This window comes from Achromobacter sp. EB05 (assembly GCF_044232075.1).
Lineage (GTDB): Bacteria > Pseudomonadota > Gammaproteobacteria > Burkholderiales > Burkholderiaceae_B > Achromobacter > Achromobacter dolens.
This window is the reverse complement of sequence record NZ_CP155917.1, coordinates 1,407,184-1,428,663: the sequence shown is the minus strand read 5'-3', so window position 1 is coordinate 1,428,663 and position 21,480 is coordinate 1,407,184. Positions and strand designations below refer to the sequence as shown.

At 66.2% G+C, this 21,480-nt stretch carries 21 protein-coding genes; 13 read left to right on the top strand and 8 right to left on the bottom strand.

Annotation, left to right across the window (positions count from 1 at the left end; all coding sequences use genetic code 11):
- Positions 1-65: 65 nt before the first annotated feature.
- The 5 genes from AAID08_RS06515 to argE form a co-directional block, all read right to left on the bottom strand.
- Positions 66-614 carry an acyloxyacyl hydrolase gene (locus tag AAID08_RS06515; protein ID WP_395757472.1) on the bottom strand — a complete coding sequence of 183 codons (549 nt, stop codon included), beginning with the start codon at positions 612-614 and terminating at the stop codon, positions 66-68.
- A gap of 268 nt (positions 615-882) precedes the next feature.
- Positions 883-1,761 (bottom strand): acetyl-CoA carboxylase, carboxyltransferase subunit beta, encoded by an 879-nt coding sequence (gene accD, locus AAID08_RS06510; RefSeq protein ID WP_049072142.1) that lies wholly within the window; start codon positions 1,759-1,761, stop codon positions 883-885.
- 37 nt (positions 1,762-1,798) lie between these two features.
- Complete coding sequence (gene trpA / locus AAID08_RS06505; protein WP_175142164.1) at positions 1,799-2,665, bottom strand: tryptophan synthase subunit alpha; 867 nt, start codon at positions 2,663-2,665, stop codon at positions 1,799-1,801.
- Position 2,666: 1 nt separating this feature from the next.
- Positions 2,667-3,866, bottom strand: coding sequence for a tryptophan synthase subunit beta (trpB, locus tag AAID08_RS06500; RefSeq protein ID WP_064526737.1), 1,200 nt, complete (start codon positions 3,864-3,866; stop codon positions 2,667-2,669).
- 166 nt (positions 3,867-4,032) lie between these two features.
- On the bottom strand, positions 4,033-5,184 hold the full coding sequence (gene argE / locus AAID08_RS06495; RefSeq protein WP_026382580.1) for an acetylornithine deacetylase: 1,152 nt from the start codon (positions 5,182-5,184) through the stop codon (positions 4,033-4,035).
- A 133-nt stretch (positions 5,185-5,317) separates the two neighbouring features.
- On the opposite strand from argE, the gene AAID08_RS06490 reads away from it, so the two are divergent.
- Positions 5,318-6,631 (top strand): MFS transporter, encoded by a 1,314-nt coding sequence (locus AAID08_RS06490; RefSeq protein WP_081273556.1) that lies wholly within the window; start codon positions 5,318-5,320, stop codon positions 6,629-6,631.
- A gap of 120 nt (positions 6,632-6,751) precedes the next feature.
- Here AAID08_RS06490 and AAID08_RS06485 read toward each other — a convergent pair whose 3' ends face one another.
- Positions 6,752-9,037 (bottom strand): bifunctional (p)ppGpp synthetase/guanosine-3',5'-bis(diphosphate) 3'-pyrophosphohydrolase, encoded by a 2,286-nt coding sequence (locus AAID08_RS06485; RefSeq protein WP_054501571.1) that lies wholly within the window; start codon positions 9,035-9,037, stop codon positions 6,752-6,754.
- 108 nt (positions 9,038-9,145) lie between these two features.
- Here AAID08_RS06485 and AAID08_RS06480 point away from each other — a divergent pair, with 108 nt between their 5' ends.
- Together AAID08_RS06480 and AAID08_RS06475 are read left to right on the top strand one after the other, a co-directional pair.
- Positions 9,146-9,979 (top strand): zinc-dependent peptidase, encoded by an 834-nt coding sequence (locus tag AAID08_RS06480; RefSeq protein WP_395757803.1) that lies wholly within the window; start codon positions 9,146-9,148, stop codon positions 9,977-9,979.
- Positions 9,976-10,485, top strand: a complete 510-nt coding sequence (locus tag AAID08_RS06475) for a flavodoxin family protein (protein ID WP_054501572.1) — start codon at positions 9,976-9,978, stop codon at positions 10,483-10,485. Before AAID08_RS06480 ends, AAID08_RS06475 begins: the two co-directional genes overlap by 4 nt.
- A gap of 163 nt (positions 10,486-10,648) precedes the next feature.
- Here the strand turns inward: AAID08_RS06475 and AAID08_RS06470 are convergent, their stop codons facing one another.
- Positions 10,649-11,002, bottom strand: coding sequence for a RidA family protein (locus AAID08_RS06470; protein ID WP_006389266.1), 354 nt, complete (start codon positions 11,000-11,002; stop codon positions 10,649-10,651).
- Between the two features lie 78 nt (positions 11,003-11,080).
- The gene (pncB, locus tag AAID08_RS06465) at positions 11,081-12,256 is read right to left on the bottom strand and encodes a nicotinate phosphoribosyltransferase (protein WP_049072128.1); all 1,176 of its coding nucleotides are present in this window, start codon (positions 12,254-12,256) and stop codon (positions 11,081-11,083) included.
- A gap of 157 nt (positions 12,257-12,413) precedes the next feature.
- On the opposite strand from pncB, the gene fdxA reads away from it, so the two are divergent.
- From fdxA to AAID08_RS06415, 10 genes are all read left to right on the top strand, one after another.
- Positions 12,414-12,737 carry a ferredoxin FdxA gene (gene fdxA / locus AAID08_RS06460; RefSeq protein ID WP_006389264.1) on the top strand — a complete coding sequence of 108 codons (324 nt, stop codon included), beginning with the start codon at positions 12,414-12,416 and terminating at the stop codon, positions 12,735-12,737.
- Between the two features lie 46 nt (positions 12,738-12,783).
- Complete coding sequence (locus tag AAID08_RS06455; RefSeq protein ID WP_054501573.1) at positions 12,784-13,584, top strand: ferredoxin--NADP reductase; 801 nt, start codon at positions 12,784-12,786, stop codon at positions 13,582-13,584.
- 235 nt (positions 13,585-13,819) lie between these two features.
- Positions 13,820-15,046 (top strand): polyhydroxyalkanoate depolymerase, encoded by a 1,227-nt coding sequence (locus AAID08_RS06450; RefSeq protein ID WP_054501574.1) that lies wholly within the window; start codon positions 13,820-13,822, stop codon positions 15,044-15,046.
- A gap of 62 nt (positions 15,047-15,108) precedes the next feature.
- Entirely contained in the window at positions 15,109-15,750 is a 642-nt protein-coding gene (gene rsxB, locus AAID08_RS06445; RefSeq protein WP_116792050.1) for an electron transport complex subunit RsxB, read from the top strand.
- Positions 15,747-16,382 carry an endonuclease III gene (gene nth / locus AAID08_RS06440; RefSeq protein WP_395757471.1) on the top strand — a complete coding sequence of 212 codons (636 nt, stop codon included), beginning with the start codon at positions 15,747-15,749 and terminating at the stop codon, positions 16,380-16,382. The genes rsxB and nth overlap by 4 nt, the downstream gene beginning before the upstream one ends.
- 364 nt (positions 16,383-16,746) lie before the next feature.
- Positions 16,747-17,520 carry an ABC transporter ATP-binding protein gene (locus AAID08_RS06435; protein ID WP_054501576.1) on the top strand — a complete coding sequence of 258 codons (774 nt, stop codon included), beginning with the start codon at positions 16,747-16,749 and terminating at the stop codon, positions 17,518-17,520.
- Positions 17,517-18,227, top strand: a complete 711-nt coding sequence (locus AAID08_RS06430; RefSeq protein ID WP_054501577.1) for an ABC transporter ATP-binding protein — start codon at positions 17,517-17,519, stop codon at positions 18,225-18,227. The genes AAID08_RS06435 and AAID08_RS06430 overlap by 4 nt, the downstream gene beginning before the upstream one ends.
- A 61-nt stretch (positions 18,228-18,288) precedes the next feature.
- The gene (locus AAID08_RS06425; RefSeq protein ID WP_006389257.1) at positions 18,289-19,503 is read left to right on the top strand and encodes an ABC transporter substrate-binding protein; all 1,215 of its coding nucleotides are present in this window, start codon (positions 18,289-18,291) and stop codon (positions 19,501-19,503) included.
- 98 nt (positions 19,504-19,601) lie between these two features.
- Positions 19,602-20,489 (top strand): branched-chain amino acid ABC transporter permease, encoded by an 888-nt coding sequence (locus AAID08_RS06420; RefSeq protein ID WP_049072112.1) that lies wholly within the window; start codon positions 19,602-19,604, stop codon positions 20,487-20,489.
- The gene (locus AAID08_RS06415; protein ID WP_049072110.1) at positions 20,486-21,469 is read left to right on the top strand and encodes a branched-chain amino acid ABC transporter permease; all 984 of its coding nucleotides are present in this window, start codon (positions 20,486-20,488) and stop codon (positions 21,467-21,469) included. Before AAID08_RS06420 ends, AAID08_RS06415 begins: the two co-directional genes overlap by 4 nt.
- Positions 21,470-21,480: the final 11 nt, after the last annotated feature.

The window sequence follows — 21,480 nt, the reverse complement described above, 5'->3', positions numbered from 1 at the left end:
CGAACATGGCCCAAAAAAAACCCTCGTCACCGAGGGTTTTTTCGTCAGGCCGGATCGCGCCGCGATCAGAACTGGTACGTATAGGTCAGCTGCACCGTATCCAGGCCGGGATTCGGGCGCTTGATGCTGGCGTTGGAGAAGTGCGAATAGCGCACGCCGATGCGGTTGTTCGGCGTCAGCAGGAAACCCAGACCGACGTGGTCGCCGAACTGGAAGGCGGTGCTGATGTTCTCGTTGGCGAAGCGGGTGCGCGAGAACACGGTGGCGCCGATACCGGCTTCGAGGTAGAAGCGCTCACCCGTCCACCAGCGGAACATCGGGATGGCGTTCAATTGCCACACATTGCTCGGCGAGCGGTCGCCGTCGGCCCACCAGTAAGACACGCCGAGTTCGGGCGTCAGATCCAGGCGGCCCCAGTTGCCGCCGAACTGATAGGTCCACACCGACGGCGTTTCGTAATTCAGGGTGAAGCGCTGATAGTGGTCGCCCACGCCATAGTGCAGGCTCACGCCGCCCTGCGTACCCTCGGACGACTGGGCGCTGGCGATGGTCGCGGCGCCGGCGAGGGCCAAACCGACAAGGCGGACAAGCATTTTCTTCTTCGTCGACTGCATTGGGAGCAACTCCGTATTTTGTTGGGATGACATCTCGGCGCAATTCACGAGTGTTATCCAGTACTACAGAACATAGCAAAAACCGGGCCAGAAGGCTCGCAATATGTCGCAATAAGGCAACAGAAATCATGGAAAACATTGTTCCGCCCGGCGCACAAAAAATGACGCTGTCAGAGGGCTGAACAAACGGCCATGAAAAAGCCGCCGGCACAAGTGCGCGGCGGCTTTTTCATCTGCCCCCCAAGCCCGAAAGCCCGGGGAAACGGGATCAGGCGGCGGTGACGACGTCGGCCGGCTGGTTGGTCAACAGCGCCAGCAGGCGGGCGATTTCCTCTCGCAACTGGCGGCGGTCCACGACCATGTCGATGGCGCCCTTCTGCAGCAGGAACTCGGCGCGCTGGAAGCCTTCGGGCAGCTTCTCGCGCACGGTCTGTTCGATCACGCGCGGACCGGCGAAGCCGATCAGGGCCTTCGGCTCGGCGATGACCACGTCGCCCATGAAGGCGAAGCTGGCGGACACGCCCCCCATGGTGGGATCGGTCAGCACGCTGATGAACGGCAGGCCGGCGGCAGACAGGCGCGTCAGCATGGCGTTGGTCTTGGCCATCTGCATCAGCGACAACAGGCTTTCCTGCATGCGCGCGCCGCCCGAGGCGGCCACGCAGATGAAGGGCGTCTTGTTGTCGAGCGCGGCCTGGGCGCCGCGCGCGAAGCGCTCGCCGACCACCGAGCCCATGGAGCCGCCCATGAACTCGAATTCAAAGCACGCCAGCGTCGCCGGCACGCCGCGAATCGAGCCGCTGACCACCACCAGCGCGTCGGTTTCGCCGGTCTGCTTGACGGCTTCGGCCAGGCGCTCGGGGTACTTGCGGGTGTCCTTGAATTTCAGCGAATCGACCGAGCGCGTGCTCTGGCCGATTTCGACGCGGCCTTCCATGTCGAGCAGCGAGTCGATGCGGGCGCGGGCGCCGATGCGCATGTGGTGATCGCACTTGGGGCAGACGTGCAGGTTGGCCGCCAGGTCTTCGCTGTACAGCACCGTTTCGCACGACGGGCATTTCACCCACAGGCCTTCGGGCACGCGGCGGGCGCCGCTGTCGCTGGTTTTGTTGATGCGAGGCGGCAGGAGTTTTTCGATCCAGCTCATTGTTTGTTCATCCCGTAAGGAAGTCGCGCCAGGCCGCTCAGGCCGACGCGCTCGGTCGTTTTACTTGATCCAGCGCCTGCCGGATGGTGCGCAGCCAGCCGCTGGCGGCGGCGACTGCGGCGTCGGTTTGCTGGGCAGCGGAGGCGTTGGCCACCGCCTGCTCCATGGTTTCAATCAGTTTGCTGCCGATGACGACCGCGTCCGCCACGCGCGCCACGCGCTGCGCGCTGTCGGCGTCGCGGATGCCGAAGCCCACGCCTACCGGGATCTCGCGCACATGGCGGCGGATCACCGCCACGCGCTCGGCCACGTCGTCGGTGTTGAGCGAACCGGCTCCCGTCACGCCCTTGAGCGACACATAGTAGACGTAACCGCGCGCCACGGCGGCCACGGCCTGGATACGCGCGTCGGTCGAGGTGGGGGCCAGGAGAAAGATCGGAGCGATGCCATGGCGGCCGAGCGTTCCGGCGAATTCGACCACTTCCTCGGGCGGATAGTCGACCACCAGGACGCCATCCACGCCCGCGGCCTCGGCGCGGCGGGCGAATTCGGCCTGGCCCATGCGTTCAATGGGGTTGGCATAGCCCATCAGCACCACGGGGGTGGCGGTATCGCGCTGGCGGAACTCGGCCACAAGGTCGAGCACGCGGCCCAGGCCCACGCCCTGCGCGATGGCGCGCTCGGCGGCGCGCTGGATCACCGGGCCGTCGGCCATGGGATCGGAGAACGGCACGCCCAGTTCGATGACGTCGGCGCCGGCCTCGACCAGCGCGTGCATCAGGGGAACGGTGGCGGCGGGCGACGGATCGCCGGCCGCGATGTAGGGAATGAGCGCCGCGGCGCGGCCGGATTCGGCGGTGCGCGCAAAGGCGGCGGCAATGCGATCGGAGCGGGTTGTCGTCATATCAGAGTTCGATACCGGCGCGTTCGGCGACGGTATGCATGTCCTTGTCGCCACGGCCCGACAGATTGACCAGGATGACCGCGTCGCGCGGCAGCGTGGCGGCCATCTTCACGGCCTGGGCGATGGCGTGCGAGGACTCCAGCGCCGGCATGATGCCTTCGATGCGGCAGCAATCGTGGAAGGCCTTCAGCGCTTCGTCGTCGGTGATGCCGACGTATTCGGCGCGGCCGGAGTCCTTGAGCCAGGCATGCTCGGGACCGACGCCGGGGTAGTCCAGCCCGGCCGAGACCGAATGCGTTTCCTGGACTTGGCCGTCGGCGTCCTGCATGACGTAGGTGCGGTTGCCGTGCAGCACGCCGACCTGGCCGGCGGCCAGCGACGCGGCATGCTTGCCGCTGTCCATGCCTTCGCCGGCGGCTTCGACGCCGATCAGGCGCACGTTCTCGTAGGGAATGTAGGGATGGAAGATGCCCATGGCGTTGGAGCCGCCGCCGACCGCGGCCACGACGTAGTCGGGCTGGCGGCCGATGGCCTCGGGCATCTGCGTCAGGCATTCATTGCCGATGACGGTCTGGAAATCGCGCACCATGCGGGGGTAGGGGTCGGGGCCCGCCACCGTGCCGATGATGTAGAAGGTGTTCTCGATGTTGGTGACCCAGTCGCGCATGGCTTCGTTGAGCGCGTCCTTCAGGGTGCGCGAGCCGGACGTGACCGGCACCACCGTGGCGCCCAGCAGCTTCATGCGGTAGACGTTGGAGGCCTGGCGACGGACGTCTTCGCTGCCCATGTAGACCACGCATTCCATGCCGTAGCGGGCCGCCACCGTGGCCGTGGCCACGCCATGCTGGCCGGCGCCGGTTTCGGCGATGACACGCGGCTTGCCCATGCGCTTGGCCAGGAGCGCCTGGCCGATGCAGTTGTTGACCTTGTGCGCGCCGGTGTGGTTCAGGTCTTCGCGCTTGAACCAGATCTGGGCGCCGCCCACCAGGTCGGACCAGCGACGGGCGTGGTAGACGGGGCTGGGACGGCCGACGAAATGCTTGAGTTCGTAGTTGAACTCTTCCAGGAAGGCGGGATCGACACGGTAGCGGTCATAGGCGGCACGCAGCTCGTCGAGCGCGTGCATCAGCGTTTCTGCCACGAAAACACCGCCATAAGGGCCGAAATGGCCCTGGGCATCCGGAAAATCGTAAGGTTTCACCAAGCATCTCCCCCGGTATCACGGCCAGCGTCTGCCGCCCGCAAATCCGGTTTGCAACCCGTCATTTTACCTGACGCCGGCCACAGCGGGGGTTGCACCCGAGCCCGCCGGGTACCCCCGGGGGCTCCGGGGAGAATGGCCCGGCCGGTCGCCGCGGTCCGTCGCCTCAGAGCGACTGACCCATGCGGCGCAGGAAGGTCTCGCAGGCGGCCAACTGGTCAAGCGCGACGAACTCGTTGGGCTTGTGCGCCTGCTCGATGTGGCCGGGGCCGCAGACCACCGTGGGAATGCCGATGCCCTGGAACAGGCCGGCTTCGGTGCCATAGGCCACCTTGCGGGTGGCGCGGTCCTCGGTCAGGGCGCGCACCAGTTGGGTGATGGCGGCTTCCTCGGAAGCTTCCAGGGCCGGCGCCGCGGCGCCGGTCTCGATCTCGATGCTGGCGCCGTCGAATTCGGCCTTCATGCGCGGCAAGAGCTCATCGCGCACGTATTTCTCGACTTCCGCCTGGATCTGGTCGGGTTGCATGCCCGGCAGGTTGCGGAATTCATAGGTGAATTCGCACAGTTCGGGAATGGTGTTGACCGCGATGCCGCCGCGGATCTGGTTGGTGGTCATGGTGGAGAACGGCACGTCGTAGAACTGGTCGTACGGGCCGTTGGCCTTGAAGCTGTCGGCCAGGTCGCGGATGCGGCAGATCAGGCGGGCGGCGTATTCGATGGCGTTGCAACCGCGCGGGGTCAGCGACGAGTGCGCCGCCTTGCCGTGCACTTTGCAGCGGAACAGGTTGATGCCCTTGTGCGCCACCACCACCTGCATGCCGGTGGGTTCGCCCACCACGCAGCCTTCGGGGCGGATGCCGCGCTCGTGCAGGTCGGCCAGCATGTACGGCGCGCCGGCGCAGCCGACTTCCTCGTCGTAGGAGAACGCCAGGTGGATTGGCTTCTTGCGCGGCATGGCCAGGAATTCCGGGACCAGCGCCAGCGAACCGGCAATGAAGCCCTTCATGTCGCAACTGCCGCGGCCGTACAGCAGGCCGTCTTTCTCGACCAGTTTGAACGGATCGGTGCTCCAGTCCTGGCCATCGACCGGCACCACGTCGGTGTGGCCCGACAGGACGATGCCGCCCTGCTGGTTGCCGTCCTGCGCCGGCAGAGTGGCGAACAGGTTGGCCTTGGTGCGCTCGGGATTGTGCGCCAGCCATGCATCGACACCCTGGCCCTTGAGCCAATCACGGACGGTCTCGATGAGGGCAAGATTGGAATTGCGGCTGGTGGTGTCGAAACCGACCAGCGTCTCCAGCCAGGTGCGCGCGTTCATGTAGCAACTCTCTCGGGTAAAAGCAGCAGTGTAAAGCCAGGACGCGTCCGCGTCCCGCCCCCGCGGCCGGCGGGGCGCGTCGCCTGGGCCTAGAATGACGGCCTCACCACAGCAAGCCCCCCAAGGAGAATCCGTGCAGCACAAAGCAGTTCCCACGCGCAACATCGTGGCGGCAGTCATCGGCAATGCCCTCGAATGGTACGACTTCCTGGTGTTCGCGTTCATGACGCCGATCATCTCGAAATTGTTCTTCCCCACCGACCCCAGCGTTCCCGGCAGCGAACTGAACGCGATCCTGATGACCACGGCGATCTTCGGCGTCGGATTCTTCATGCGTCCCGTGGGCGGCATCATCCTGGGCCTGTATGGCGACAAGAAGGGCCGCAAGGCGGCCATGGTGCTGGTGACCTCGCTGATGGCGGTGTCCATCGCCCTGATCACCGTGGCCCCCACCTATCACGCGGCCGGCATCCTGGCCCCCATCTTCATCCTGATCGCGCGACTGCTGCAGGGCTTCTCGGCTGGCGGCGAGTTCGGCACCTCGACCGCCCTGCTGATCGAGATGGCGCCCAACGGCAGGCGCGGCTTCTACGGCTCGTGGCAGATGGCCGGGCAGATGCTGGCGCTGCTGCTCGGCGCGGCCTGCGGCACGCTGATCACCGAGTTCTTCACGCAGGAGCAGATCGCGGCCTGGGCCTGGCGCCTGCCGTTCGCGTTCGGCCTGGTGATCGTGCCGATCGCCATCTATATCCGCCGCAACATCGACGAAACCGACGCCTTCAAGCAGATGAAGGAAGAGGAGCGCCAGGCCGCCGCGCGCGGCGAAGTGCAGCGCCTGAGCCTGGGCGAGATGGTCCGCACGCACACCCGCGAGACGCTGATCGGCGTGGGGCTGGTGGTGACGGCGACGGTGTCGATCTACATCACCTTCACCTACCTGGTGACCTACTCGACCCAGATCCTCAAGCTGCCGCTGAACCAGACCTTCCTGGTGCAGATGGCGGGCGCGGCGCTGATGGTGCTGCTGACGCCGTTCATGGGCGCCTGGTCCGACCGCGTCGGCCGCCGCCCGCTGGTGATCGGTTCGCTGATCGGCTATCTGCTGGTGCTGTACCCGCTGTATCACTGGCTGTCGGACGCGCCGTCGATCGGCCGCCTGCTGACCGTGCAGATCGTGGTCTGCGTGTTCGTGTCGGCCTTCTTCGGCGTGTTCAGCACCGTCATGGCGGAGCTGTTCCCGGCGCGGGTGCGCTCGGTGGGTCTGTCGCTGGCCTATAACGTGGCGGTGATGATCTTTGGCGGTTTTGCCCAGTTCATCGTGACCTGGCTGATCAAGACCACCGGTTCGCCGATGGCGCCGGCCTACTACGTGATGTTCGGCGTGGCGCTGGGGCTGGTGGCGTCGTTCTTCATGCGCGAACGCGCCCACGAGAACCTGGATCACTGATATTCCCGGGCCGCGATGGGCCCGGGTGGTCCATTGCGGGGCGCCCCGGGCAACGGCCATGCATGGGCGCCCTCTTCCGAGCCGCCCGTCCCCGGGGCGGCCCATCTTGCGCGTCGCAGGCTAGCGGCGCACCGCCGACGATACGCCCGGCACTTCGGCCAGCGCATCCAGCGCGCGCGCCAGCGATTCGCCGCCGCGCACTTCGACCGTGAACACCATATGGGCCAGCGACTGCCGGCTCTGGGTGTTCACGCCCACCACATTCAAGCGCAGGCGCGCGAACACTTCGGACAGGTCGCGCAGCAGGCCGGAGCGGTCGTGCGCGCGCACGCTGATGTCGACCGGATAGAACGTGTCCGCGGGGGTCTCGCCCCAGGCCACCTCGATCACCCGCTCGGGCTCGCGCGCGGCCAGCGCCAGGTAGCTGTGGCAGTCGCTGCGGTGGATCGACACCCCGCGCCCGCGCGTCACGAAGCCGGCGATGGCATCGGGCGGCGCGGGCCGGCAGCAGCGCGCCAACTGCGTCAGCAGCGAGCCCACGCCCACCACCAGCACCCCGCTCTTGCCGCTTTTCTCGGCGCTGCCGGCACTGGCGTGGCGCAGCGCGGCCGGTTGCGGCTCGGCGGCGGGCGCCGGCTGCTGGAACACGGCGTCGATCTGGCGCAGGCTGAATTCTTCCTTGGCCGCCGCCACATACAGGTCGTCCGCGCGAGCGAAACCGAGGTTCTGCGCCAGTTGTTCCAGGTTGACGGCGGTCTTGCCGAGCCGCTGCAGTTCCTTTTCGACCAGCGCCTGGCCTTGCGTGATGCGCTGCTGCAGTTCGATGGCGTTGAACCACATGCGCACCTTGGCGCGGGCGCGCGGACTGGCGAGGAAACCGAGTTGCGGGTTGAGCCAGTCGCGCGACGGGCCGCCCGACTTGGCCGAGATGATCTCGACCGTCTGGCCGGTCGCCAGGCGCGTCTGCAGGGGCACCATCTGGCCATCGACCCGCGCCCCGCGGCAGCGGTGGCCCAGGTCGGTGTGCAGGTGATAGGCGAAGTCGACCGGCGTGGCGCCGGCCGGCAACTCGATCACGCGCGCCTGCGGGGTCAGCACGTAGATGCGTTCGTCCGTCGGTGTGGGCGCGGCGGCATGGCGGCTCTTGCCCGGGCCCGACTTGGCGGCGGACTTGGCCGCGTCGGGCTTGTCGGCGACGGGCGCCTCGCCCGCCTCGACATCGCTGTTCCAGGCCAGCAACTGGCGCATCCAGGCCAGTTGCCGGTCGTATTCGCTGGACGCCGCCACCTGCCCGCCCTTGGCGCCCGCTTCCTTGTAGCGCCAGTGCGCGGCCATGCCGTACTCGGCGAACTGGTGCATTTCGCGGGTGCGGATCTGCACCTCGAACGGCCGGCCGTCATCGTCCGCCACCACCGTGTGCAGCGAACGGTAGCCGTTGGGCTTGGGCCGCGAAATGTAGTCGTCGAACTCGTCGGACAGCGGCGTCCACATCTCGTGCACCATGCCCAGCGCCATGTAACAGGCGCGCACGTCGTCGACGATGATGCGCAGCGCGCGCAGATCGTACATCTGCGAGAAATCCAGGCGCTTGACCCGCATCTTGTTCCAGATGCTGTAGATGTGCTTGGGCCGGCCGCTGACCTCGGCTTCGATGCCATGTTTGGCCAGCGCCGTCTGCAGGCGCTCGATGGCGCCGGCGATGAAGGCTTCGCGCTCGACCCGCTTTTCCTCGAGCAGGCGGGCGATCTGCTTGTAGCGGTCGGGTTCCAGGAAGCGGAACGCCAGGTCTTCCATTTCCCACTTGATCTGCCAGATGCCCAGGCGGTTGGCCAGCGGCGCGTACAGGTCGAGGGTCTCGCGGGCGAAGTCGGTCGAACAGGGGGTCTTGCTTTCGGCGTGCCAGCGCAGGGTCCGCAGGCGCGAGGCCAGGCGCATCAGCACGATGCGCAGGTCGGCCGCCATGGCCAGCAGCATCTTGCGCTGCATTTCCTTCTGCGAGCCGGTCTCCGCTGCCGCGTCGCTGGCCTGGCGCGCCACCACGCCCAACCGCAGCAGGGCCCGGGTGCCCTGCACCAGGCGGGCGACCTCGGCGCCGAAGGCGGTGGCGACCGGGTCGTTGCGCAGCGCGGGAGCCGGCGCGGTCAGGTCGGTCGGCAGGGCCGCCAGCAGGGCCGCCGCGCGCGTGGCCGCATCGGTATGCAGGCCCGCCAGGATCCGCGCCACGCCGGCGCCGTGCGAGGCCAGCGGTTCGCCCGTCAGGGCCTGCTGGCCCTCGAAACGGGGAACCGACCAGGCCACCGCCTGGTCGATAAGCGCAAGGCCATCGGCGTCGAGGCCCGCCCCCGCCTCCTGTCGCCAGGAAGCGTCGAAAGGCGAAGGCGCATCAGGAACGGGCGGGGCGGACATCGCGGGCGTATTGCGGTTACGGTAATCGAGGATTCCGACACTCTACACTAGGAATCAATGCTGAAAACCCCGGCCAACGCCGGGCACATATTCAAGGAACCCAAGCTTATGTTGCGCTGGCTCAAGGGCCGGGGCGCGCGCGCCGCCGAGGTGGCGCAGATGCGGGCCCGGATCGCACCCGACCTCTGGCGGCAGGTGCTGGACGCCCACCCCTTCCTGGCGGCGCTGGACGCCGACGAATCCGCGCAGTTGCTGGCGCGCTCGGCCTGGCTGCTGGCCAGCAAGACGATCAATGGCGCGCAGGGGCTGGAAGTGACCGACTTCATGCGGCTGTCGATCGCGGCCCAGGCCAGCCTGCCGATCCTGAACCTGACGCCCGCGCTATACGAGGGCTGGGAGGAGATCATCGTGTACCCCGCGGGCTTTCGCATCCCGCGCAAGCAGATGGACGAGGACGGCGTGATGCACGAATACCTGGAAGACGCCGCCGGCGAGGCCTGGGACGGCGGTCCGCTGGTGCTGTCCTGGGAGGACACGCAGTTGTCCGAAGGCGGCTTCAACGTGGTGATCCATGAGTTCGCGCACAAGCTCGACCTGCAATCGGGCTTTGCCGACGGCATGCCGTCGCTGGCGGCGCACGGCGATATCAAGCCGCGCGAATGGCGCCGCATCCTGGACGACAGCCTGGATCGCTTCATCGCCGCGGTCGACGCGGTGGAGGCCGCCATTCCGCATGACGTCGATCCGGAAAGCGCCGAGGCCGACGCCTGGTACGGGCGCTTGCCACTCGACCCTTACGCCGCCACCGACGAAGCCGAGTTCTTCGCCGTCAGCTCCGAGCACTTCTTCGTCGATCCCCACCCGATGGCCGAGGCGCTGCCGGAATGGTTCGGCCTGCTGCGGGCCTATTACCGCCAGGATCCCCTGGCGCGCTACGCATGAAACGGCTGCTGATCGTGTGGCATTCCCGCACCGGCGCGGCCCGCCAGATGGCCGAGGCCGCCGCCCGGGGCGCGGCCGCGGCGGCGGCGCTGCTGGAACAGCCGGACGAACTGGCGGTGACCCTGCGCCGCGCCGCGCACGCGGGGGCGGACGAGGTGCTGGCCAGCGACGGCTTGCTGTTCTGCGCGCCGGAGAACCTGGCCAGCCTGAGCGGCGAAATGAAGGAATTCTTCGACCGCTGTTATTACGACGCGCTGGACCGCATTGCCGGCCGTCCCTACGCCTGCCTGATCAGCGCGGGCAGCGACGGCGCCGGCGCGGCGCGCCAGGTGGAGCGCATCTGCACCGGCTGGCGCCTGCGGGCCGCGGCTCCGCCCCTGATCGTCAACCTGGGCGCGCAGACGCCGCAACAGATCGCCGCCCCCAAGACCGTGGCCCCGGCTGAGCTGGCGCGCTGTGAGGAAGTCGGTGGCCTGCTCGCCGGCCTGCTGCTGACAGCGGCTTGAGACAGCCCTGCCGCCGACAGCGGGCCGGCCCAGGTCCGCCGCTGCGCGCTCCATAGCGCCCTTCCTCCTGGCGGTCGGCGCGCCGTGACGCCACGCGGCGCGTCCAGGAATGAAAAAGCCCCCCGGCCTGCCGGAGGGCTTTTTCATCGCGCGGCCGCGCCAATCAGGCGACGGCGGCGGTGACGACGATCTCGACCTTGAAGTCGGGGTTGGCCAGGCGGGCCTCGACGGTGGCGCGCGGGGGCGAGTTGCCGTCGGCGACCCAGGCGTCCCAGGCCTTGTTCATGCCGTCGAATTCCTTCATGTTGGCCACGTAGATCTGGGCCATCAGGATCTTGGTCTTGTCGGTGCCGGCTTCGGCCAGCAGGCGGTCGATGGTGGCGAGCACTTGCTCGGTCTGGCCGGTGATGTCCAGCGTGGAATCGTCCGGCACCTGGCCCGCCAGGTACGCGACGCCGTTGTAGACGGCCATGTCCGACAGGCGCTTGGCGACGTGGAAGCGCTTGATGCTGCTCATGAATATTCCCCTAATGACGAGTTGCGGGTTGAACAATGCGAAGAATGGCGAACTTTACCCTGCCCGGGCCGAGGCCCGCTAGGCGGGCGGCAGTTGGAACACCTGGCGCAGATAGGCCAGGTAGGCGGGATCGTCGCACATGGTCTTCTCAGGCGCGTCGGACACCTTGGCCACCGGCTGGCCGTTGCAGCGGACCATTTTCATGACGATCTGCAGCGGTTCGTGGCCCAGGTCGTTGGTCAGGTTGGTGCCGATGCCGAACGACACCTTGCAACGCCCGGCGAACTGGCGCGCCAGTTCGATGGCGCGCGGGAAGGTCAGCGAATCCGAGAACACCAGCGTCTTGGCGCGCGGGTCGACGCGGTTCTTGCGATAGTGCTCGAGCAAGCGTTCGCCCCAGACGAAGGGATCGCCCGAATCGTGCCGCGCGCCGTCGAACAGCTTGCAGAAATACATGTCGAAGTCGCGCAGGAAGGCGTCCATGCCATAGACGTCCGACAGCGCGATGCCGAGGTCGCCGCGGTATTCCTTGGCCCACACTTCCAGCGCGAACACCTGCGAATCGCGCAGCCGCGGACCGAGCGCCTGGCAGGCCTGCAGGTATTCGTGGCCCATGGTGCCCAGTGGCAGCACCTCGTGCTGCTTGGCCAGCAGCACGTTGCTGGTGCCCGCGAAATGCGGACCCATCTGGGCCTTCATGGTCGAGACGATCTCTTCGTGCCAGACCTTGGAGAAGCGGCGCCGGGTGCCGTATTCGGCCACGCGGAAATCGGCCAGCGCCGGGTCGTCCAGCACCAGATGCATCTTGGATTGCAGGCGCTTGCGGCCCTCTGCCCAATCCGGGTTCTTGCGCGTGTTGCGGAAGTAGACCTCGTTGACGATGGCCAGCACCGGGATCTCGAAGAGAATGGTGTGCAGCCACGGGCCCTTGACCTCGATGCTGATCTCGCCCGGCCCCTCGCCCTCCTGGATGCTGATGCAGCGCTCGGGCAGGTGGAACAGTTCGAGGAAATCGACGAAGTCGCTTTTGATGAAACGCAAGCCGCCCAGATATTTAAGTTCGTCCTCGGTGAAGCGCAACTGGCACAGTTGGTGCACTTCTTCGCGGATTTCATCCAGGTAGGGGCGCAAGTTGACCCCCGGAGTCCGGCATTTGTAACGGTACTCGACCTGGGCAGCGGGAAACTGATGCAGCACCACCTGCATCATGCTGAATTTGTACAGGTCGGTGTCGAGCAGCGAGGTGATTATCATGATTACGCGTATCGTTTCGCGACACCATAGCACAGCGGGGCCCCGCGATACCCCAATGCGCCACGATGTCAACACGGGTATTGGCGGCGGTTTGGCGCCGCATTGGGTAAAATCCGCCCAACAAGACACACATGCCGCCTGCCCGGAGTTCCTGAGAATGACCCACGTAGTCACCGAAAACTGTATCAAGTGCAAGTACACCGATTGCGTCGACGTATGCCCGGTGGACTGTTTTCGTGAGGGTCCGAACTTCCTGGTGATCGACCCCGACGAGTGCATCGACTGTGCCGTGTGCATCCCCGAATGCCCGGCCAACGCCATCTACGCCGAGGAAGACGTGCCGCAGGACCAGCTCAACTTCATCGCCCTGAACGCAGAACTCTCGCCCGAGTTCGCCAGCATCAGCCGCGCCAAGAAGCCGCTGCCCGACGCCGACGAATGGAACGGCAAGCAGGACAAGCTGCAATACCTGGAAAAATAATCCGCGAGCGCGGGGCCGCCCAGGCCTCGCGACGCGCGATGCCCCGATGACCGACGATTCCAAATACACGCGCCAGACCGTTACCCACGTTCATACCTGGGTGCCCGACAAGCTGTTCTCGGTGCGCGTCACGCGCGACGACGCGTATGCCTTCCAGCCGGGCCAGTTCGCCCGGGTCGGTCTGCCTGGCGCCGAGGATCCCGCCGGCCCGCCCACCCTGTGGCGCGCCTACTCGATGGTGTCGGCCCCGCATCAGCCCTGGCTGGAGTTCTATTCCATCGTGGTGCCCGAGGGCCTGTTCAGCCCGCGCATGGCGCGGCTGCAGCCGGGCGATGCGCTCTATGTCGAAAAAGCGCCCTACGGTTTCCTGACGCTGGAGCGCTTCGCGCCCGGCGGCGACCTCTGGCTGCTGGCCTCCGGCACCGGCCTGTCGGCCTACCTGTCGATCCTGCGCGACCCGGCCGTCTGGCGCGCCTATCGCCGCATCGTCCTGGTGCACGGCGTGCGCACCGCGGCGGAGCTGGCCTACCGCGAGGAAATCGAAGGCTGGCGCAATGATCCGTCCCTGAGCGACCTGTTCGAGGCCGAACCGGACAAGCTGATCTATTTGCCCATCGCCACTCGCGAGGCCCTGCCCGGCATGCCGCAGGCGCGCCTGACCACCCTGATCGCCGATGGCGGACTGGAACGCCTGGCCGGCCTGCCGCTGGCCCCGGAGCAAGCCAAGATCATGCTTTGCGGCAACCCGGAGATGCTGGCCGACGCCCGCAAGTTGCTGGGCGAACGCGGTTTCAAGCCGGGCCGCCGCGGCGTTCCCGGCAACCTCGCGGTGGAAAACTACTGGTGATTCCCCGCCCCTGTCGGATCGGCCCCTGGCCCGTCCGGCCTAGGGCGAAAATCCCCCTTTTTATCCCGCCGGCGCCCCTTGATTTCGCCCTAAACTGGTGCGCAAGGGATGACGGGTCGCATTTTCGCAACACAAAATCCGGTTTTCAGGCGCTTTCGTCAGACAAATTGGAAATACCGTTACTCCCCGGCGCAATAATCGGGGCACACGCACGACCCAGAAGGACTTCCCCCAAATGCTGTACCAATTGCACGAAATGCAGCGCGCCTTCCTGACTCCGTTCGCTGCATTCACGGATGCCGGTTCCCAGCTGTTCTCCAGCCCTTACAGCCCCCTCGCCTACACCCCGATCTCGCGCCAGATGGCCGCGGGATACGAGCTGATGACGCGCATCGGCAAGGAATACCAGAAGCCCGCCTGGAACCTGCCCGCCACGGAAATCAACGGCAAGTCGGTCCGGGTCACTGAATCGGTCGTGCTGGACAAGCCCTTCTGCCGCCTGGTGCACTTCCACCGCGACGTGCGGCAGGCGCCGCAGGGCGATCCCAAGGTGCTGCTGGTCGCGCCGCTGTCCGGCCACCACGCCACGCTGCTGCGCGACACCGTGCGCGCCCTGCTGCCTGGCCACGATGTCTACGTCACCGACTGGATCGACGCCCGCATGGTGCCGCTGTCGGCCGGCCCGTTCCACCTGAACGACTACGTGCGCTACGTGCAGGACTTCATCCGCCACCTGGGACCGGACGTGCACGTCATTTCGGTATGCCAGCCCACCGTGCCGGTGCTGGCCGCCGTGTCGCTGATGGCCTCGGCCAACGATCCCTGCCAGCCGCGCAGCATGGTCATGATGGGCGGCCCGATCGATCCGCGCCAGTCGCCCACGCAAGTGAACCGCCTGGCCACCACCAAGCCCTACTCGTGGTTCGAGAACCAGGTCATCCACCCTGTGCCGCCGCGCTATCCGGGTTCGGGCCGCAAGGTCTACCCGGGCTTCCTGCAGCATGCCGGCTTCATGGCGATGAATCCCGACCGGCACATGAAGTCGCACTACGACTTCTACCTGGACCTGCTGCGCGGCGACGACAGCGACGCCGAGGCGCATCGCCGCTTCTACGACGAATACAACGCCGTGCTCGACATGCCGGCCGAGTTCTACCTGGACACCATCCGCATGGTGTTCCAGGAATTCGCGCTGCCGAACGGCACCTGGGAAGTCGACGGCCAGTTGGTGCGCCCGGCCGACATCAAGAAAGTGGCGCTGTTCACCATCGAGGGCGAGCTGGACGACATCTCCGGCCAGGGGCAGACGCGCGCGGCCATCAAGCTGTGCAAGAACATTCCGGCCGACCGCAAGATGCACTACACCGCGCCCAACTGCGGCCACTACGGGATTTTCTCGGGCCGCCGCTGGCGCGAAATGATCTGTCCTAAAATCGCGGAATTCATCCGGCAATCGGCCTGAGGCCTTTCACCGTCCGTCCACGGGGGCCCTCGCGGGCCCTTTTGCTTTTTCCGTTGCCCGCCATGTCCTGTCGTTCACTCGCCGATCGCATCGACGCCCTGCTGCCTCAGACGCAATGCACCAAGTGCGGCTATGACGGCTGTCAGCCGTATGCCGAGGCCATCGCCGCGGGCGCCGCCCCGATCAACCGCTGCCCGCCGGGCGGCGACGAAGGCATCGCCGCGCTGGCGGCGCTGCTCGAAACCCCCGCCCTGCCGCTGGACCTGAGCCGCGGCGAACCCGGTCCGCTGCTGGTGGCGCGCATCGACGAGGCGCATTGCATCGGCTGTACGCTGTGCATCCAGGCCTGTCCGGTCGATGCCATCGTCGGCGCCAACAAGCACATGCATACCGTGCTGCCCGACTGGTGCACGGGTTGCGACCTGTGCGTGGCGCCGTGTCCGGTGGATTGCATCGAGATGGTGCCGGCCGGTCGCGCCTGGAGCGCCGCTGACGCGGCCGCCGGTCGCCAGCGCCACCGCCACCATCAGGCGCGCATGGCACGACTGGCCGCCGACAACGCCCGCCTGATGGCGCCCGAATCCACGGCGGCCGCCGCGCCCGCCGCCCCCGCCGCCGACGCGCAAACCGAAGACCGCAAGCGCGCCGCCATCGAATCCGCGCTGGCCCGTGCCCGTGCCCGCCGCAACGCCCCGCGCCCATGAACGCCGCCAAACGCCGAGAAATCTTTGCCCGCCTGCAAGCGGCCAACCCGGAGCCCACCACCGAACTCGAGTACGACACCCCCTTCCAACTGTTGATCGCGGTGCTGCTGTCGGCGCAGGCCACCGACAAGTCGGTGAACATCGCCACCCGCAAGTTCTTTCCGCAATACGGCACCCCCCAGGCCCTGGTGGCGCTGGGCGAGGAAGGCCTGTCCGATTACATCAAGACCATCGGCCTGTACCGCACCAAGGCCAAGAACGCCATCGCCACCTGCCGCATCCTGATCGAACAGCACGGCGGCGAAGTGCCGCAGACGCGCGAGGCGCTGGAGGCGCTGCCCGGCGTCGGCCGCAAGACCGCCAACGTGGTGCTGAACACGGCCTTCGGCCAGCCGACCATGGCGGTCGATACGCACATCTTCCGGGTCTCGAACCGCACCGGCCTGGCGCCAGGCAAGAACGTGCTGGAAGTCGAACTGAAGCTGGAGAAATTCGTGCCGCGCGAGTATCTGCAGGACGCGCATCACTGGCTGATCCTGCACGGCCGCTATGTATGCGTGGCACGCAAACCGAAATGCCCGCAATGCGGCATTTCCGATCTCTGCGAATACAAAGATAAAACCCCCGCTTGAGAGGCTCGCCGCCCCTTTCGCGAACCCGCCGGATATTCGTTCGCGCAGTTGCAAAACCGGGTTTTCCCCGAGGCGGCGTTCAATGACGGATTGATGACCATCAATACGGTTTTGCTGCAACGCATCGGGTCCCGGCATAGGGTTTCGCCCAGTGGCCATGCGAATTGTCCGCCATTTGACAATTCACCTTTCCGCACCGCAAAACCTATGACAAACCCTCATGGAATTTTGATTCGGAGGTGCGCATACTCGCCGGCAACTCTTATAGAAAACCGTGGTGTTTCCATGATTTTCAATACCCCGCGGGGGCTCAGCGCATGACGCCGGGCAGGGTCCATATAAATACAACGCCGGTGCAGCGGACATGGACGACACGATCCTGGAGACAAAAGGCCTCACCAAGGAATTCCGCGGTTTCGTCGCGGTCAATGGGGTCGATTTGCGTATCAAGCGAGGCGAGATTCATGCCTTGATCGGGCCGAACGGCGCGGGCAAGACGACATGCTTCAACCTGCTGACCAAGTTTCTCTCTCCCACTTCGGGAACCATCAAGTTCAACGGCATCGACATCACTGGTGAGCGTCCGGCGCAGATCGCGCGGCGCGGCGTGATCCGCTCGTTCCAGATTTCGGCGGTGTTTCCGCACCTGACCGTGCTGGAGAACGTGCGCATCGGCCTGCAGCGCAAGACCGGGCTGTCGTTCCACTTCTGGCAGAGCACCAAACGCCTGGCCGCCCTGGACGAACCGGCGCGCGCCCTGCTCGAACAGGTCGACCTGGGCGCCTTCGCCAACGAGACCACCGTGAACCTGCCATATGGCCGCAAGCGCGCGCTGGAGATCGCCACCACGCTGGCGATGGAACCCGAGCTGATGCTGCTGGACGAGCCCACGCAAGGCATGGGCCACGAGGACGTGGACCGCGTCACGCAACTGATCAAGCGCGTCAGCGCCGGCCGCACCATCCTGATGGTGGAGCACAACATGAACGTCGTGTCCTCGATTGCCAACACCATCACCGTGCTCGCGCGCGGCGCCGTGCTGGCCGAGGGCACCTACGCCGAAGTGTCCCGCCATCCCGCCGTGATGCAGGCCTACATGGGCACCACCGACGGCGAACTCCAAGGAGCGCACGCATGAGCACCCCGGCACTGGAAATCTCGGGCCTGCAGGCCTGGTACGGGGAATCGCATATCCTGCATGGCGTGGATATGCGCGTGGGGCAAGGCGAGGTCGTCACGCTGCTGGGCCGCAACGGCGCCGGCCGCACCACCACGCTGCGCGCCATCCTCGGCCTGACCGGCTCGCGCAAGGGCTCGGTGCGCATCCATGGTACCGAAGCCATCGACCTGCCGACCTACAAGATCGCCCACCTGGGCGTGGGCTACTGCCCCGAGGAACGCGGCATCTTCGCCAGCCTGTCGTGCGAAGAGAACCTGCTGCTGCCCCCCGTGGTCGGCTCGCTCGGCGGCGGCATGTCGCTGGCCGAAATCTACGACATGTTCCCCAACCTGCAGGAACGCCGGCATTCGCCCGGCACGCGACTGTCGGGCGGTGAACAACAGATGCTGGCGGTGGCGCGCATCCTGCGCACCGGCGCCAACCTGCTGCTGCTGGACGAGATCTCCGAAGGCCTGGCGCCCGTCATCGTGCAGGCGCTGGCCCGCATGATCACCGCGCTCAAGCAGCGCGGTTACACCATCGTCATGGTGGAACAGAATTTCCGCTTCGCCGCGCCGCTGGCCGATCGCTTCTACGTCATGGAGCATGGCCAGATCGTCGAGCATTTCGAAGCGTCCGAACTTTCAGAAAAACAGGACACGCTCAACGAATTGTTGGGCGTCTGAATAACCTGTCATCCGCCGGGTTCCCGGCATCCCATATACCAAAGGGAAGAGGAGTCATCCCATGAAGCTGCACACCATCACTGCTGCACTGGCCATGGCGGGCCTGGGATTCGCCGGGGCGACCGCCCAGGCACAAGGCATCTCCGACGATGTCATCCGCATCGGCTTCATCACCGACATGTCCGGCGTGTATTCCGACATCGACGGCAAGGCGGGCCTGGAAGCGGTCCGCATGGCGATCGAGGACTTCGGCGGCAACGTCAACGGCAAGAAGATCGAAGTGCTGTCGGCCGATCACCAGAACAAGGCCGACGTGGCGTCGGCCCGCGCGCGCGAATGGTTCGACCAGCAGAAGGTCGATGTCATCATCGCCGGCACCAACTCGGCCACCAGCCTGGCCATGGCGGCCGTGGCGGCTGAAAAGAAGAAGCCCTTCATCGCCATTGGCGCGGGCGCTTCCGACCTGACCAACGCCCAGTGCTCGCCGTACACCGTGCACTACGCCTACGACACCGTGGCGCTGGCGCGCGGCACCGGTTCGGCGGTGGTGAAGGATGGCGGCAAGAGCTGGTTCTTCCTGACCGCCGACTACGCCTTCGGCCACGCCCTCGAACGCGACACCATGGCCGTGGTCAAGGCCGCCGGCGGCGAGATCAAGGGCCAGGTGCGCGCTCCGCTGGGCGCCTCCGACTTCTCGTCGTTCCTGCTGCAGGCGCAGTCTTCCAAGGCACAGATCCTGGGCATGGCCAACGCCGGTGGCGACACCATCAACACCATCAAGGCCGCCAATGAATTCGGCGTCACCAAGACCATGAAGATGGCCGGCCTGCTGGTGTTCATCAACGACGTCCACTCGCTCGGCCTGGAAGCCACCAAGGGCATGTACCTGACCGACGGCTGGTACTGGGATCAATCCGACGCCTCGCGCGCCTGGTCCAAGAAATTCGAAGCCAAGGTGGGCCGCAAGCCGTCGATGCTGCAGGCTGGCGACTATTCGTCGGTCACGTTCTACCTGAACGGCGTGAAGGCCACCGGCACCGACGATGCCGACACGCTCATGAAGTGGATGAAGTCGAACAAGATCAACGACTTCTTCACCCAGGGCGGCTACGTGCGCGAAGACGGCCGCATGATCCACGACATGTACCTGATGCAGGTGAAGACGCCGGCCGAATCCAAGGGCCCGTGGGACTACTACAAGGTCGTGGCCACGCTGCCCGGCGACGAGGTCTACACCAAGCTGTCCGAGTCGACCTGCAAGCTGGTCAAGAAGTAATTCCCGTCGATGCGATCCCTTGATGCGACCCGGCCCGCGCGGCCGGGTCGCATCCTGAATTTGCCCGCTTCCCTTCGTACGCGCAGGATTTTCACAAGATGACTGATATTTTCGGCATCCCCATACAGGCCTTGTTCGGCCAGTTGCTGCTGGGACTGGTCAACGGTTCGTTCTACGCCATGCTGTCGCTCGGCCTGGCGGTTATCTTCGGACTGCTGAACGTCATCAACTTCGCGCACGGCGCGCTTTACATGCTGGGCGCCTTCCTGGCCTGGATGGGGCTGTCGTACCTGGGGTTGAATTACTGGGTCATGCTGATCCTGGCGCCGCTGGTGGTCGGGTTGTTCGGCATCATCATCGAAAAGCTGTTGCTCAGGCACCTCTACAAGCTTGACCACCTGTACGGCCTGCTGCTGACCTTCGGCTTGACGCTGCTCATCGAGGGCCTGTTCCGCAGCTTCTACGGGGTGTCGGGCCAGCCCTATCCGACGCCCGACGCCCTGCGCGGCGCCACCAACCTGGGCTTCATGGTGCTGCCGAACTACCGCGGCTGGGTGGTGGCGGCATCGGTGGTGGTGTGCCTGGCGACCTGGTTCGTGATCGAGCGCACCCGCCTCGGCGCCCTGCTGCGCGCCGGCACCGAGAACCCGCGACTGGTGGAAGCCTTCGGCGTCAACGTGCCGCGCATGATCACGCTGACCTACGGCTTCGGCGTGGCGCTGGCGGGCTTTGCCGGCGTGCTGGCGGCGCCGGTGCTGCAGATCTCGCCTCTGATGGGGTCCAACCTCATCATCGTGGTGTTCGCGGTGGTCGTGATCGGCGGCATGGGGTCCATCATGGGCGCCATCGTCACCGGCCTGGGCCTGGGCGTGATCGAGGGCCTGACCAAGGTGTTCTGGCCCGAAGCGTCCAGCACGGTCGTCTTCATCATCATGGCCATTGTCCTGTTGCTCCGCCCGGCCGGGCTGTTCGGAAAAGAGAAATGAATCGTCAATTCCTGGGCTATGCGGTCCTGGCCGTCGTGGTGGCCATTCTTCCCTTCGTCGGGGTGTATCCGATCTTCGCCATGAAGATCATGTGCTACGCCCTGTTCGCCTGCGCCTTCAACCTGCTGCTGGGCTTCACCGGCCTGCTGTCGTTCGGCCACGCCGCCTTCCTGGGCAGCGCCGCCTACGCCACCGGCCACGCGCTCAAGGTGTGGGGCGTGCCGACCGAGATCGGACTGCTGTTCGGCGTCGCGGTGGCCGCGCTGCTGGGCCTGGCGATGGGCGCGCTGGCGATCCGCCGCAGCGGCATCTACTTCGCCATGATCACGCTGGCGCTGGCGCAGATGGTGTTCTTCTTCTTCCTGCAGGCCAAGTTCACCGGCGGCGAAGACGGCCTGCAGAGCGTGCCGCGCGGCACGCTGCTGGGCATCATCGACCTGTCGAAAGACCTGAACCTGTACTACCTGGTGATGGGCGTGTTCATCATCGGCTACTTCATCATCTGGCGCACGGTGCATTCGCCGTTCGGCCAGGTGCTGCAGGCGCTGCGCGAGAACGAGCCGCGCGCGGTCTCGCTGGGCTACGACGTCGATCGCTTCAAGCTGCTGGCCTTCGTGCTGTCGGCCGCCATCGCCGGCCTGGCGGGCGCCACCAAGACGCTGGTGTTCGTGTCGGCCACGCTGTCCGACGCGACCTGGCAGATGTCGGGCCTGGTGATCCTGATGACGCTGATCGGCGGGCTCGGCACGCTGACCGGACCGATTCTCGGCGCGTTCATCGTGGTGCTGCTGGAGAACAAAGTGGGCGACTTCGGCCAGATGATGGCCAGCCTGACCGGCGTCGACTGGTTCCTGCGCCTGGGCGAGTCGGTCACCATCGTGATCGGCCTGATCTTCGTGATCTGCGTGCTGGCCTTCCGTCGCGGCATCGTCGGCGAGATCGGCGCGCTGATCGAGAAGCGGCGCGCCGCGCGCGCCTGATCCGCGCGGCC